This is a genomic window from Haloarcula sp. H-hyl6, from assembly GCF_056934455.1.
The window spans coordinates 347,754-361,047 of the sequence record NZ_JBRIIK010000003.1 but is presented as its reverse complement, the minus strand read 5'-3'; the positions used below and the strand labels follow the sequence as shown (position 1 = coordinate 361,047).

General features: G+C 64.7%; 12 protein-coding genes. 7 read left to right on the top strand and 5 right to left on the bottom strand.

The genetic code is table 11. The annotated features are described in order from the left end of the window. Positions 1–160: 160 nt before the first annotated feature. Complete coding sequence (locus Hhyl6_RS20130) at positions 161–1,342, bottom strand: WD40/YVTN/BNR-like repeat-containing protein (protein WP_483741039.1); 1,182 nt, start codon at positions 1,340–1,342, stop codon at positions 161–163. An 897-nt stretch (positions 1,343–2,239) separates the two neighbouring features. After that, the gene (locus tag Hhyl6_RS20125) at positions 2,240–3,016 is read right to left on the bottom strand and encodes an IclR family transcriptional regulator (protein ID WP_483741038.1); all 777 of its coding nucleotides are present in this window, start codon (positions 3,014–3,016) and stop codon (positions 2,240–2,242) included. A gap of 148 nt (positions 3,017–3,164) precedes the next feature. Here Hhyl6_RS20125 and Hhyl6_RS20120 point away from each other — a divergent pair, with 148 nt between their 5' ends. Next, positions 3,165–4,415, top strand: coding sequence for an MFS transporter (locus Hhyl6_RS20120; RefSeq protein WP_483741037.1), 1,251 nt, complete (start codon positions 3,165–3,167; stop codon positions 4,413–4,415). A gap of 147 nt (positions 4,416–4,562) precedes the next feature. Here Hhyl6_RS20120 and Hhyl6_RS20115 read toward each other — a convergent pair whose 3' ends face one another. Genes Hhyl6_RS20115 through Hhyl6_RS20105 form a run of 3 tightly spaced genes read right to left on the bottom strand, consistent with a single transcriptional unit; the run spans position 4,563 to position 8,102 of the window. After that, entirely contained in the window at positions 4,563–5,723 is a 1,161-nt protein-coding gene (locus Hhyl6_RS20115; protein ID WP_483741036.1) for an acyl-CoA dehydrogenase family protein, read from the bottom strand. 58 nt (positions 5,724–5,781) lie between these two features. Continuing rightward, on the bottom strand, positions 5,782–6,999 hold the full coding sequence (locus Hhyl6_RS20110; RefSeq protein WP_483741035.1) for a mandelate racemase/muconate lactonizing enzyme family protein: 1,218 nt from the start codon (positions 6,997–6,999) through the stop codon (positions 5,782–5,784). Next, positions 6,996–8,102 (bottom strand): mandelate racemase/muconate lactonizing enzyme family protein, encoded by a 1,107-nt coding sequence (locus tag Hhyl6_RS20105; protein ID WP_483741034.1) that lies wholly within the window; start codon positions 8,100–8,102, stop codon positions 6,996–6,998. Before Hhyl6_RS20105 ends, Hhyl6_RS20110 begins: the two co-directional genes overlap by 4 nt. 93 nt (positions 8,103–8,195) lie before the next feature. Between Hhyl6_RS20105 and Hhyl6_RS20100 the strand changes: the two genes are divergently transcribed. The 6 genes from Hhyl6_RS20100 to Hhyl6_RS20075 all read left to right on the top strand — a co-directional run bounded on the left by Hhyl6_RS20100 (position 8,196) and on the right by Hhyl6_RS20075 (position 13,254). Beyond that, positions 8,196–9,494: a nickel pincer cofactor-dependent isomerase, group 22 gene (locus Hhyl6_RS20100; RefSeq protein WP_483741033.1), complete on the top strand. Its 1,299-nt coding sequence runs from the start codon at positions 8,196–8,198 to the stop codon at positions 9,492–9,494. A 59-nt stretch (positions 9,495–9,553) separates the two neighbouring features. Then, the gene (locus Hhyl6_RS20095) at positions 9,554–10,342 is read left to right on the top strand and encodes an SDR family oxidoreductase (protein WP_483741032.1); all 789 of its coding nucleotides are present in this window, start codon (positions 9,554–9,556) and stop codon (positions 10,340–10,342) included. After that, complete coding sequence (locus Hhyl6_RS20090) at positions 10,339–10,686, top strand: cupin domain-containing protein (RefSeq protein WP_483741031.1); 348 nt, start codon at positions 10,339–10,341, stop codon at positions 10,684–10,686. Before Hhyl6_RS20095 ends, Hhyl6_RS20090 begins: the two co-directional genes overlap by 4 nt. Beyond that, positions 10,683–11,504, top strand: a complete 822-nt coding sequence (locus tag Hhyl6_RS20085; RefSeq protein WP_483741030.1) for a fumarylacetoacetate hydrolase family protein — start codon at positions 10,683–10,685, stop codon at positions 11,502–11,504. Before Hhyl6_RS20090 ends, Hhyl6_RS20085 begins: the two co-directional genes overlap by 4 nt. Positions 11,505–11,558: 54 nt before the next feature. Next, positions 11,559–11,984, top strand: coding sequence for a universal stress protein (locus tag Hhyl6_RS20080; protein WP_483741029.1), 426 nt, complete (start codon positions 11,559–11,561; stop codon positions 11,982–11,984). A gap of 133 nt (positions 11,985–12,117) precedes the next feature. Further along, on the top strand, positions 12,118–13,254 hold the full coding sequence (locus tag Hhyl6_RS20075; protein ID WP_483741028.1) for a TAXI family TRAP transporter solute-binding subunit: 1,137 nt from the start codon (positions 12,118–12,120) through the stop codon (positions 13,252–13,254). Positions 13,255–13,294: the final 40 nt, after the last annotated feature.

The following is a 13,294-nucleotide window of genomic DNA, read 5'->3' as shown; positions in this document are numbered from 1 at the left end:
GACGAGGGTGACGACTGTCTAGGACGTCAGAGCCAAATCGACAGCCGTGACCCCGATGGGAGGGAGATATGCGCGAAAAACGAATTTGACGGTGTGCTAGTACACCCGTTTATCCAAGTGTCGTCCGGTCTATGTCGTCGTCAGTGAGCGAGTCGGCCGTTCACTCATGTCGTTCGAGGACGGTCCCGCCGTCACCGACAGCGATGGCACGCGACTCGGCGACGGCGACCCCATCGAGCGAACCACTCGCCGGCGTGACCGCACGTTGCCAGTCTCCGCCGTCTGAACGCTGAGAGAGCGTTCCGGCGACGCCGGCCACCACCGACTGTTCGCCTCGTTCCGCTATCGACAGGAGTGCGTCGTCGGTGACGCGCTCTGGCGTCCAAGAGTCCCCGGAACGTCGATAGACGACCCCGGCGTCCGTGCTGACGGACACTGTCGAGTCAGTCGCCGAGACGTCCGTCATCGTCCCAGCGACGTCGGCTATTTCGACCCGCCTGAACGTCTCGCCCCCGTCTGTCGTTCGAAAGACCTGCTGGCTGGTGTCACACGCCCACCCCACCGCATCGTCCGCCATGTCGATTCCGGCGATACTCGACCCGCTACCGGGAACCACCGGGTCCTCCCACGCCATCTGGCCGTCGTGATACAGGCCCCGTCGAACGCGGCCCGACCCGTCCGCGACCAACACCGTTTCGTGCCCCCGGCCGTCGGCGGCCGCGACGCCGACGATGTTCGACGTGTCACCGTCGGGCGCGGTGTAGTCGACGTGGTTCCCGGTCTCGGTGTCGATTCGTGCCACAGCACCACCGTCTCCAACTAGCCAGATACCGCCGCCGGTGGCATCCACCCCCCGGAGCGAGGTCGACTGTGCCCGAGGCCCGTCCGACAGCAGCGTGGCCCACTCCCCGTCGTCGCTGCCGAGGACCACGCCGTCGTCGCCGACCACGTACGACCTGCTGTCCGTGAGTACGACGTCGTGGAGGCCCGCGTCGGTCGGAACCTTCGCCGCTGTCCACCGAGATGGTTCGGTCGTAGAGGAGTCGGTCTGGGGCGACGTAGTGGGAGTCTGGGCAGTCTCAGCGTCTCCGCTCCTCCGCAGGTACAGCACGACCGGTGGCACGGCGTACGCCGCGAGGGCGACGACGGCGAAGCGTTTGTCGAGGAAGGTCAACATGCCGAACGCGGTCAACGCCGCGGTGGCGAGCGCGTGTACCCACGTCTTGGTGTAGCGACGAATGAACGCCGTCGGCTCGTCCCGGCCGGGCTGGTCCGTCATCGCCCGCAAGTTGTCGCTCCGGACGGTCGTGTCTTTCGTCCGGCCGAGCGATACCGATGGCACTGGAGACTGCGGAGAGCCATCGTGACCCTCGTTGGCGTAGATAGCTGTGTCCCACGGTCACCCTCTCGACTGTTCCGGACGAAGACCGAACGTTGGGACGGACCTGTGGATTGCACAGTTCTCTCGCACAGATTCGGCGTGTCTGCTGTCGAAAAGTTGTGCGACCAGATTGGCCACGGACCGCACCTCTAACACACTTTTTCAGAGGAATATAGGAGAATATTGAGTGTCGAATACAGTATCTATATATCTATCGCTCTAAACTGCAGACTTTGTACATATACTTCGAACCTATCTTTTGGATTGCCATATAGCTACACACTGGGCGTATTTCACGATTTGATGGGTATTTTCGACGATTAGCTACCCTTCGTTCCAAATACCTACTTCCATTCTACGGGTGCTACTGTCGCAATCAGGTATCCAGAGAGACGTACGCGACGGCCAGAAGAGTTGGTAAGGTTCAGCCCAGTCGGTGCGATGCGAGGAAGTAAAGAGGCCAGACAGTACAGTTTCGGAGTACGTTACGAGTATCGTCGACTCTCGCTCGGCTCACGGTCGATTCTCCCGAGGTACCGATGTCGTGGATGTGAGTCCGTTCGAGCCTTTCGAACAGTCGTGCCAACCGTTACCACCCCACTTTCGACAATCGTCATCGAGCGACTACTCTCACCGAGTCCCACAGGGCATCTCCGAGTAGAAATAACAAAAGTACAAATGGTAGTCAGTTAGTTGGTCGCGTATTTTCGTGTGGTAGGACCGAGCGATACCGCGACCCGTGTCCGACGCGCCCGTGATGCCGACCGAACCCAGTTCGAACCCTTCGAACGGAGCACTATATAGCCGGATTGTGACAACGAGAGTCCCGGTCGCAACGCGGTCGACACGCGAGCGTCGCTACGAGTGAGCGATATTGAGTTCGAGTTCGTTCGCGGCCCCGAGAAGCAAGTCCGGGAGTTCCGTCTCGAATCGCTCGCCCTTGAGGCGGTGAGACGGGCCAGTGACGCTGAGGCCACCGATAACGGAACCATCTGGGCCACAGATAGCGACGCCGACGGCGTGCGTTCCCCGAAGCGACTCCTGTCTGTTGAAACTGTATCCCCGCTCCCGTATCGTCTCGAGTTCGTCCAATAGCTCCGCTCTGTCGGTAATCGTGTACTCGGTGACCGGTTCGAAGTCGAACTGTTCGACGATTTCGAACATCTCCGCCTCCGGCAGTTCGGCCAGAATCGCTTTCCCGGCCGACGCGGCGTAGAGCGGGATGCGGCTACCGATTCCGGGGTCCGTGTGTACCGCCTGCTCACCGACAGACCGGGCGAGATACACCGCTTCACCGTGTTCTTCGACGAAGAACTGGGCTCTCTCACCCGTCTCGTCGGCTATCTCCTCTACTTTGTCACGGACGAGTTTGTACCCGTCGTAGCTGTTTCGGGCCGTCACTCCGAGGTCCAGAAACCGCAGGCCCACGTGATAGCCGTCGGCCCGCTCGACGACGTACCCGAGTTCTTCGAGCGTTCGCAGGTGCCTGTGGACGGTGCTTTTCGCGTACTCTAGCTCCCTCGATAGCTCCGAGAGCGTCATGCCTTCACCCTCTTTGACGCACTGAACCACGTCGAACAAGGTCTGTGCTGTCTGGACCGAGTCGGGCAGGCCGTCGTTGGCGGGTGTTCCCATGTACTCCGCTACTGGTCCGTGAAGTAAAAAGCTGTTCGACGTGTTCGAACGCGACGGCGTGACGACCCGCGAATTATTTCGTCGTGGGGGAGTCGACGGCGACTGTTCGATAGGCAGATTTAATCCCCATTGGCAAGTGTGCCCAATCGTGGCATCGCTCTCGTCGATAGCCGGAAGCGACGCTGGTGTCATCCGAGAGCGGCCGTTCCAGTTGCTCTTCCTCACGAACATGCTCCCACCTCTCGGGACAGCGCTCCTCTCACCCGTTCTGGGGTCGCTCATCGAACCCCTCGGTGCGACCCCCACGAACATCGGCCTGATGATGTCGGCGTTCACCGCACCCGCCGTCGTTGTCATCCCCATCACCGGAGTACTCGCGGACCGATACGGTCGCCGTCCCGTCATCCTCTTCGGCCTCCTCTGGTTCGGAATCACCGGCACCGCTATCGCTCTCGTCTCGGAGTTCCGGATGGCCCTGCTGTTGCGGTTCTGTCAGGGCATCGGGTTCGCAGCGCTCACACCTATCATCATCACCAGCATCGGAGACCTCTACTCCGGGACCAAGGAGGCCACAGCACAGGGGTTCCGTTTCACCGGGTCCGGACTCACACAGACCGTGTTTCCGTTGGGTGCGGGGCTACTGGTCGGCATCGCGTGGCAGTATCCGTTCCTCCTCTACGCCATCGCCTTCCCCATCGCCGCCGTCGTCTACCTGTGGTTCGAGGAACCGGTCGACCCTGACGCTGACGACGGGGACGAGCGCGACGTCCGCTCGCAACTCGCCGGCCTAGTTGGCCTCGTCGCACACAGGCGCGCGTGGACGATGGTCGTCGCCCGCGGCGCCGCGAACCTCGTCTGGTTCGGGTTCCTCACCTACAACTCCATCGTGGTCGTGGACGTCCTCGGACGGACGCCCGCGGAAGCAGGCGTGCTGGCGGCCCTCGCGAGCATCAGTTACGCGCTCGCCGCGACGCAAGCCGGTCGCATCACGGCCCGTTTCGAGCGGCGACTCTACCCGCTCGTGGCGACGAACCTCTCTATGGGCGTCGGTCTCGCCGTGGTCTTTCTCGCGACGTCGCTCTGGATGGCGGCCGTCGGTGTCGTGTTCATGGGCGTCGGATTCGGAATCGTCCTCTCGATATACCGGAGCGTCATCACCACGCTCGCGCCGCCCGCGCTCCGCGGTGGACTGGTGAGTCTCAGCGAGGGGAGCGGACGCGCGGCAGCGACGATGACACCCGTTCTGATGGGGGCCACTATCGCAGTCGCGAACGCGCAGTTCGGGTTCGCCCTCGCCGTTCGGATGGTCGGCGTCACGACGGCGGCAGTCGGCGTCGGCGTCGGTATCGTCTGCCTGTTGCTGATGAGTACGTCGGCCCCGATTCGGATTGCCGAGTGAGCCGCGTCGACGGCGAGACGTCACCGGCGCGACGAGTATCTCTATCGGTACTTATCAGGTGGCCGGTTCTCGATTTCGGACCCCGAGGACGCCGAGAACGGCCGGCACGGCGGCCTCCGGAATCGACCAGTCTCCGGGCCGGCAGGGTCAGTGGTACGCCGCGATGCCGGTCAGGTCCTCGCCGAGGACGAGCGTGTGGATGTCGTGGGTCCCTTCGTAGGTGTACACCGTCTCCATGTTGGCCATGTGGCGCATCGGGGAGTAATCCGCCGTGATGCCGTTTCCTCCGAGCATCTCTCGGGCGACGCGGGTCTGGTCGCGCGCCATCCTGACGTTGTGTCGCTTCGCCATCGAGACGTGTTGCGGGCGCATCTCCCCGGACTCCTTCAGTTCAGCGAGGCGGTGGGCCAGCAGTTGGGCGAGCGTTATCTGCGTCGCCATCTCCGCGAGTTTCTCCTGCTGGAGTTGGAACCGAGCTATCGGGCCGCCGAACTGGTCGCGCTCGGCGGCGTACTGCCGCGCAGTCTCGAAACTGTCGCGAGCGGCGCCGACGGCCCCCCACGCGATGCCGTACCGGGCCTGCGTGAGACAGGAGAGGGGCCCCTTCATCCCCTCGACGCCCGGTAAGACGTTCGTCTCCGGGACGAAGACGTCGTTCAGCCCGATTTCGCCGGTGACCGAGGCCCGAAGCGAGAGCTTCTCGTGAATCTCGTTGGTAGTGACCCCGTCCCTGTCAGTCTCGACGAGGAAGCCCCGAACCGGGTCGTCGTCTGCACTCCGGTCCCGGGCCCACACGACGGCCACGTCGGCGATGGGCGAGTTGGTTATCCACGTCTTCGAGCCGTTCAGGACGTAGCCGTCGCCGTCCCGTTCCGCGTACGTCTCCATCCCGGACGGGTCCGAACCGTGCTGTGGCTCCGTCAGCCCGAAACAGCCGACCGCCTCGCCGCTGGCCAGCGCCGGGAGCCACTGCTCTTTCTGTGTCTCGCTGCCGTAGGCGTGGATGGGGTAGATGACGAGCGCACCCTGCACGGAGGCCATCGAGCGCAACCCCGAGTCACAGGCCTCCAACTCCCGCATCAGGAGGCCGTACCCGCGCTCGCTGACGTTCGGGAGACCGTACCCGTCCAGATTGGGGGCGTAGAATCCCATCTCACCCATCTTCGGAACGAGGTCGGTCGGGAACGTCCCGTCGAGCCAGTGCTGTCCGACGTCGTCCACCTCGCCCTCCACGAACGACCGCGCCGAGTCGACGAGCAGTCGCTCCTCTTGCGAGAGCGTCGACTCCATGTCGAAGTAGTCGAGCATACCCGGACATAGACGGCAGCGGTGAAATAACCCTACCCGCAGATGTGAGGGTGTGCCCTCAGAACCCGGTCGTCCCTTCGAGGCGGTGTTCCTCGACGACGTCCTCGTCCAGTTCGATGCCGAGTCCCGGTTCCTCGGGCACCTCGATGTAGCCGTCCTGAATCAACGGTTCGTCGCTCGCGAGCATGTCGTCCCACCAGTCGACTTCCAACGCGTGGTACTCGAGTAGGTCGAAGTTCGGCGTCGCCGCCCCGAGGTGGACGCAGGCCATCGTCCCGACGGGACTGCAGACGTTGTGGGGCGACATCGGCATGTAGTTCTCCTCGGCCCGGTCGGCGACCCGCATCGTCTCGGCGAGGCCGCCCACCGTCGTCGGGTCCGGCGTGATGACGTCGACGCCGTGCTCGTAGACGAGTTCCGATAGCTCGAACACCCTGAAGCGGTTCTCGCCGGTGGCGACTGGCGTCCGCGTGGCCTTCGTCACCTCCTTCTGGGCGTCCATGTTCTCCGGCGGGACGAGGTCTTCGAGCCACATCAGCTTGTACTCCTCCAGTTCGTGAGCGAGGCGCTTCGCGCTCTCGACGGAGTAGTCCCAGTGACAGTCGAACGCGAGGTCCACGTCGTAGCCGATTTCGTCGCGCACCGCCTCGACGATTTGGCGTTTCTCCTCGATGGCGGCGTTGGTCAGTCGACCGTTGTACGGGTCGGGGTCGTTGTCCGCGGGTAGGTCGAGGTCGAACTTCAGCGCGGTGAATCCCATGTCGGTGACGCGGGCCGCCTCGGCGGCGTACGCCTCCGGCGAGTACGCGTCGGCTTCTGCGTAGGCAGTCGCGCCGTCTTCGACGGCGTAGGCCTCGCCGGCGTGACAGTCACAGTAGATGCGGACTTCGTCGCGGTACTTCGACCCCAGCAACTGGTAGACAGGGAGGCCGAGAATCTTCCCGGCGGCGTCCCACAGAGCGACTTCGATGCCCGAGGCCGCCGTGACGACCTTGCCGGTCGTCCCGCCGTGTCCGGACATCTCTTGGAAGATGTATCGGACGAGTCGTTCGACGTCTAAGGGGTTCTCCCCGAGGAGGAACCGCTTCGTGTACTCGACGAGTTCCGGAACGCCGCCGCCCCGGTAGGACTCGCCGATGCCCGTGACGCCGGCGTCCGTCTCGACCTTGATGAGGTTCCACTCGAAGTTGCCTTCGACCACGCAGGTCTTGATGTCGGTTATCTCTACGTCGCGGTTCGGGTCGCGGTTCGCTATCTGGTCTGAGTAGTCTCTCATTGTCTGAATTCGTCGAGTGCGTCTTCGTCGAGCGGTACACCGTGGCCGGGTGTGTTCGGCAGGGAAATCTGACCGTTGTCGTCGGGTGCCAAGGGGTCGGCCACCACGTCGTCGAACACCTTCACGTCCATGTCCCGGTAGAAGTACTCTATCCAGAGGCCGTTCTCGACGGCCCCCAGCAGGGACGCGTGGAGGTTCCAGTTGTAGTGCGGCGCGATGGGCACGTCGTAGGCGGCCGCGTAGTTGGCGATGCGGAGCCACTCCGTGATACCGCCACACACGGTGGCGTCCGGTTGGAGGATACTCGCCGCGCCGGTGTCCCGGAGGCGGGCGAAGTTGTGCCGCGTCCCCTCCAGTTCGCCGGTGGCGACGGGGTAGTCGATAGCGTCGTTGACTTCGGCCATCGTCTCGACCTTGTCTATCATCACGGGTTCCTCCATGAAGTAGGGGTCGTACGGTTCGAACGCGCGACACGCCCGGATGGCCTCCGTCGGAGAGGACCAGACGCCGTTCGCGTCCAGCAGGAGCGTCCGTTCCGGCCCTATCTCGTCGCGGACGGCCGCCACGCGGTCGACCTCCTCGCTCACCGAGCGGCGTCCGACCTTCATCTTGACGACGTCGTGGCCCTCGTCGAGATATCGGCGCATCTCCGCGCGCAGTCCTTCGTGGCCCTTGTCGTCGCGGTAGTAGCCCCCGCTGGCGTAGGCGGGGACGGTGTCGGCGTAACCGCCCAACAGCTTGTACAGCGGTTCGACGGCGGCCTTCGCCTTCAGGTCCCACAGCGCGATGTCGACCGTCGAGATGGCCCGCAACAGCAGTCCAGCCCGGCCGATTTGCACCGTACCGTCGTACATCTCCTGCCACAGTCGTTCGGTGTCGCGCGGGTCCTCGCCGACGAGCATCGGTTCGAGGAGGGACTCCACGGCCTCCGAGACGAGGCCGGCCCCCTCGTAGCCGAGCGAGTACCCGACGCCCTCCAGTCCGTCCGCCGTCCGGACGTACGTTATCGCGTGGTCGCGATACGTGAGCGTCCGGTTGGAGAAGGACACCGGGGACTCGAGCGGTATCTCTATCGGAAACGACGCCACCTCTGCGATTTCCATACGCACAGCGGCGCGACACACCGAGTAATAGTCGGCTGTCACGGCAATACTTACCACCCAGACATTTGTACGCCGCCGTCCACACGACTCCGTATGGACGTACCCGAACGCAGTGACGTCGACCACCTCATCGACCCGCAGCCCCTCCCGACATTCGCGCGGGTCCGCTACGAACCACCGACCGAGACGGTCTCTGACCCCGCCGGCGCGGCACGGGCCGAACTCGACGCACTGGCGCTCGACGACCTCCCAGACGGTGCCACCGTCGCCGTCGGCGTCGGCAGCCGCGGTATCCACGCCATCGAGGACATCGCCGCTGGCGTCGTCTCGGACCTCGCAGAGCGCGGGTTCGACCCCGTCCTCGTCCCCGCGATGGGGAGTCACGGCGGGGCGACGGCCGACGGCCAGCGGGAGGTCCTCGAGACGCTCGACATCACCGAGAGCCGAACGGGCGCGCCGATAGACGCCCGGATGGACGCTGAGAAACTGGAGACGGTGACCGTCGGCGACACGGAGATGCCGGTGTACTTCTCGACTGCGGCGCTGGAGGCCGACGCCGTCCTCGTCGTGAACCGCGTCAAGGCCCACACGAACTTCTCCGGCCCAGTGGAGAGCGGCCTGACCAAGATGACCGTCGTCGGACTGGGCAAGCAACGCGGCGCGAAGTCGTTCCACTCGACGGCAATCGCCGAGGGATACGTCGAGACCCTCCGGACCGCCCTGTCCGTCATCGAGTCGAACACGCCGCTACTGGGCGGTATCGCGCTCGTCGAGAACTTCGAAGAGGAGATATGTCACGTCGAAGGCGTCCGGACCGGGTCCTTCTTCGACCGGGAACCCGACCTGCTGGAACGGGCGAACGAGGCGATGCCGACCCTGCCCGTCGACGAGGTGGACCTACTTGTGGTCGACGAACTCGGAAAGGAGATTTCCGGCGCCGGGATGGACACGAACGTCATCGGTCGTTACCGCGTCCTCAACGCCGACGACCCGGGGACCCCCGAAATAAAGCTCATCTACGCACGCGGCCTGACCGAGGCGACGAAGGGCAACGGCAACGGCATCGGGTTGGCCGACATCACTCGACGGGCCGCACTCGACCAACTCGACTTCCGGAAGACGTACGCCAACGCGCTCACGAGCGGGTCGCTGGCGAAGGCGAAGCTCCCCCTCGTAGCGCCCGACGACGAGTTCGCCGTCCGGACGGCCCTGGCCGCGCTCGGCGGGTACGACCCAGAGACCGTCCGCATTCTCTGGATACAGAACACGCAGGACCTCGGCGAAATGTGGGTCTCCGAGCCGGTGCTTCCAGACCTCCCGGAAGCCGCGACAGTCCTCGACCGCGGGTCGCTCACGTTCGGTGACGGGACGGCCGGCTTCTCCGAGTCGTAGCTGCTGTGGCGGTTGCCTGTACAGAAACGTTTTCACGGATGACTCTGATTGGGTGTGACATGGACCTGCAGATAGACGGCAACGCAGCGCTCGTGACAGCATCGTCCAGCGGACTCGGCAAGGCCTCCGCGAAAGCACTCGCCCGCGAGGGCGTCGACGTGGTCATCAACGGCCGCGACGAGGACCGACTGGCCGAGGCGAAAGCGGAAATCGAGGAGGTCGCCACCGGCGAGGTACTCGCACAGTCCGGTGACCTCACCGACGCCGACGAGACGGCGGCGCTCGTCGAGGCGACCGTCGAGGAGTTCGGCGGCCTCGACCACCTCGTGACCAGCGCCGGCGGCCCGCCGTCGGGTGCGTTCATGGACACCGACGACGAGGACTGGCAACACGCCTACGACCTCCTCGTGATGAGCGTCGTCCGACTCGCCCGAGAGGCGGCCCCTCACCTCCGCGAGAGCGACCACGGCACCATCGTCAACATCACATCCCGGAGCGTCAAAGAGGCGCTCGACAGCCTCGTCCTGTCGAACTCCGTCCGGATGAGCGTCATCGGGCTGGAGAAGACGCTCTCGAAGGAACTCGCACCCGAGGTGCGGGCCAACGCCGTCCTTCCGGGGCCGCACGAAACCTCGCGGATTCAGGACCTCGTGAACGCCGCCGTCGAGCGCGGCGAGTACGACTCCTACGAGGAGGGTTTGCAGGGCTGGGCGGGCAACCCGCTGGAGCGCATCGGTGACCCGATGGAACTGGGCAACACCGTCGCGTTCCTCTCCTCGCCGAAGTCCGGGTTCATCAACGGGACTGCCCTGCCCATCGACGGCGGGTCGACGGGGGCGAACCTATGAAGCCCGTCCCGTTCGACGACGCCGAGACGTACGAACCGGAGGACGGGTGGCGCCGCGTCTCGATGGCCGGAAGCGACCAGTTCTCCTTCGAGTGGTTCGAGAAGCCGCCGGGACACAGTTCCCCGATGCACGACCACGAGAACGAACAGGTGTGTCTCTGCCTCGAAGGCGAACTCACCGTCGCCACGGAGGACGACGAGGTCACCCTCCAACCGAACGACTCGGTGCTGCTCGAATCGAACGAGACCCACCGGGTCGAGAACACCGGCGACGAACTGGCGGTCGGCCTCGACGTGTTCGCACCGGGCCGCTCGTTCGACTTCTGGACGGACCGCGAGGAATGAAGTACCTCGCACGCACCGCGAGCGGTCGGCCGCTCCTCGGTGACGGGGACGGGTTCGTTCCCCTCGGCGCGGTCGAACCCGACCTCAACAGCGTCCGCGAGGCGCTCCCACGGGCCGCCGCGGGGACGCTCGGCGACGTCGACGACGCACCCGCCGAACGCGTTCCGGCGGCCGACCACACGTTCGGTCCGCCGCTCGAACGGTTCGGAAAGCTCTGGGGTATCGGCCTGAACTACGCAGAACACGCCGGCGACTTGGACGAACAGCGCCCGGACGAACCGGCGAGTTTCATGAAGCCGCCGACGGTCCTCACGGGACCCGGCGGCCCCATCCGGTTGCCGCCCGAGTCCCAGAGCGAACGCGTGACAGCGGAGGCCGAACTGGCGGTCGTGATGGGCCGGGAGTGCCGGAACGTCGACGAAGCGGCCGTCGACGACGTCGTCGCCGGATACCTTCCGGTCATCGACATGACTGCCGAGGACGTCCTCCAGCGCAACCCCCGCTTTCTCACCCGGGCGAAGAGCTACGACACGTTCCTCGTCGTCGGCCCGACGCTCGTCGTCCCCGAGGAACCGCTCGACCTGACCGACGTGACCGTCCAGACGGAGGTCAACGGAACCGTCGAGGCCGAGAACGAGATTCGGAACATGCTGTTCCCGCCCGAGGAGATAGTCTCGTTCCACTCCGAGGTGATGACGCTCGAACCCGGCGACCTGTTCAGCACCGGCACCCCGGGCGCACACCCCATCGACCCCGGCGACCACGTGCGGGCGACCGTCGAGTCTATCGGGTCCGTCGAGGCCCCGGTGACCCGATAACTGCGCCCCGCGACCAGAGGCATATTTATTACCGATGACACGCGAGTCGCTAGCGTGTACCGAGTACTCATGCCGGTCGACGAGAGTACAGACCGAGCGCTGTCAGCCGCGGAAGCAGTCGAATCGCTCCCGGCCGCGTCCGAGGCGGTGGAGGTAGTCCTGTTGAACGTCTTCGAGGAGTTCGAAGTCTCCGGGGAAGGCGGTCCGGTGAAGTCCGAGGACGTCTGGGACGAAGACAACTTCCCCGAGAGCGTCGACACGGTGGAAGACCGTCTCGAATCGGCCGGCGTGACGGTGACGAAACGCCGGGAACACGGCGACACGGCCGAGCAGGTTCTCGCCGTCGCCGAGGAGATAGACGCAGACAGCATCGTCATGGGCGGGCGCAAGCGGAGTCCGACGGGGAAGGTACTGTTCGGCAGCGTCACGCAGTCGGTGATGCTGTCGGCGGAGTGCCCGGTGATGGTGTCGCTCTCCTAGTGACGGCGACAGTCGACGCTAATTTTCAAGCAGCAGTCACGTACCCAATATACGTAACGGTCGTTGGTGGACTAAACAGATAGATTGTTAAGGATGCCCGATTTTGGGTTCAATGGACATGTCGGAAGATGGTATGCAGCGGCGCAAGTTCTTGTACGGAGCGGCAACCGCAGGTGTAATCGGACTCGCCGGTTGCGGTGGCGACGGTGGTGACGGCGGTGGAAGTGGCAGCGACGGCGGAAGCGACGGCGGGAGTGACGGCGGAAGTGACGGAAGCAGTGGCGGCGACGGCAGTAGCGACGGAAGCAGTGGCGGCGACGGCGGAGGCGGAAACCTGTCGCTGCGCGTCGGTACGTCGGCCGGTGGGACGCGCGACGTGGGCCTGGCAGTCGAGCGTGCCGTCAGTCAGACGAGCGATACCCTGGATTACTCGACAATCGAGAGCCCAGGGTACATCGGGACCATCTACCGGATGGCCCAGAACCAGTTCAACGCGGGTATCACCGACAACAACTCGCTGAACAAGGCCATCAACGACACGGGCCGGTTCTCGGAGCAGTCGGTCTCTCGCATCCCCTACTACGGGTTCTACGCGTTCCCGTACAGCATCTACGTCATCGCCCGGGACGGCACGGGCATCGAGACGTTCGACGACCTGGCCGGCGCGAACGTCTACCCCGCCGAACCGGGCTACTCGACGCGTGCGACGACCCTCGACGTGTGGTCGCAGGACCCGACGGCCGACGTCTACGAGCAGATGAGCATCCAGAACATGGGGGTCGACTCCGCCCCCGGTGCGATGGAGGAGGGCAACATCGACGCCTGTATCGCCTACGGGACCCCCGGCGTGCGGTACACCGGCTGGGTCACCGAAATCGCGTCGCGGCTCGACGTCCACTACGTCGAACCGACCGACGCGCTCATCGAATCCGCGGAGTCCTTCGCCGGCGCCGGCGCCAGCCGCACCTCGTACAGCGACTGGCAACTGGGGAACCAGGACATCGGGACCGACGAACTGTTCCACTGGGACCTGGAGGTCAACTACACCTTCAACCCCGAGGCGAACAACGAGGCCGTCTACGAACTGTGTCGCGTCGTCGACGAGCACAACGACGTCGTCAACGAGGGCGAAGAGCAGTTCAACGACTTCGAGTCCACCAGTGACATGCTGGGTTCCGCCCGGGAGAACATCCCCGTCCACCCCGGCGCAGTCCAGTACTACAAGGACAACGACGCGTGGGACAGCAACCTGCAGGAGGGCGGGCAGTAAGCGAGCTTTCGGACCGGTCTCGGCTCCCGCCGCTGACGGG

Excerpts from the sequence above, each read along its gene's own strand:
- Hhyl6_RS20125 (WP_483741038.1), bottom strand. The coding sequence starts at position 3,016 with ATGGGAACACCCGCCAACGACGGCCTGCCCGACTCGGTCCAGACAGCA.
- Hhyl6_RS20115 (WP_483741036.1), bottom strand. The coding sequence starts at position 5,723 with ATGCTCGACTACTTCGACATGGAGTCGACGCTCTCGCAAGAGGAGCGA.
- Hhyl6_RS20110 (WP_483741035.1), bottom strand. The coding sequence starts at position 6,999 with ATGAGAGACTACTCAGACCAGATAGCGAACCGCGACCCGAACCGCGAC.
- Hhyl6_RS20105 (WP_483741034.1), bottom strand. The coding sequence starts at position 8,102 with ATGGAAATCGCAGAGGTGGCGTCGTTTCCGATAGAGATACCGCTCGAG.
- Hhyl6_RS20100 (WP_483741033.1), top strand. The coding sequence starts at position 8,196 with ATGGACGTACCCGAACGCAGTGACGTCGACCACCTCATCGACCCGCAG.
- Hhyl6_RS20095 (WP_483741032.1), top strand. The coding sequence starts at position 9,554 with ATGGACCTGCAGATAGACGGCAACGCAGCGCTCGTGACAGCATCGTCC.
- Hhyl6_RS20090 (WP_483741031.1), top strand. The coding sequence starts at position 10,339 with ATGAAGCCCGTCCCGTTCGACGACGCCGAGACGTACGAACCGGAGGAC.
- Hhyl6_RS20085 (WP_483741030.1), top strand. The coding sequence starts at position 10,683 with ATGAAGTACCTCGCACGCACCGCGAGCGGTCGGCCGCTCCTCGGTGAC.
- Hhyl6_RS20075 (WP_483741028.1), top strand. The coding sequence starts at position 12,118 with ATGCAGCGGCGCAAGTTCTTGTACGGAGCGGCAACCGCAGGTGTAATC.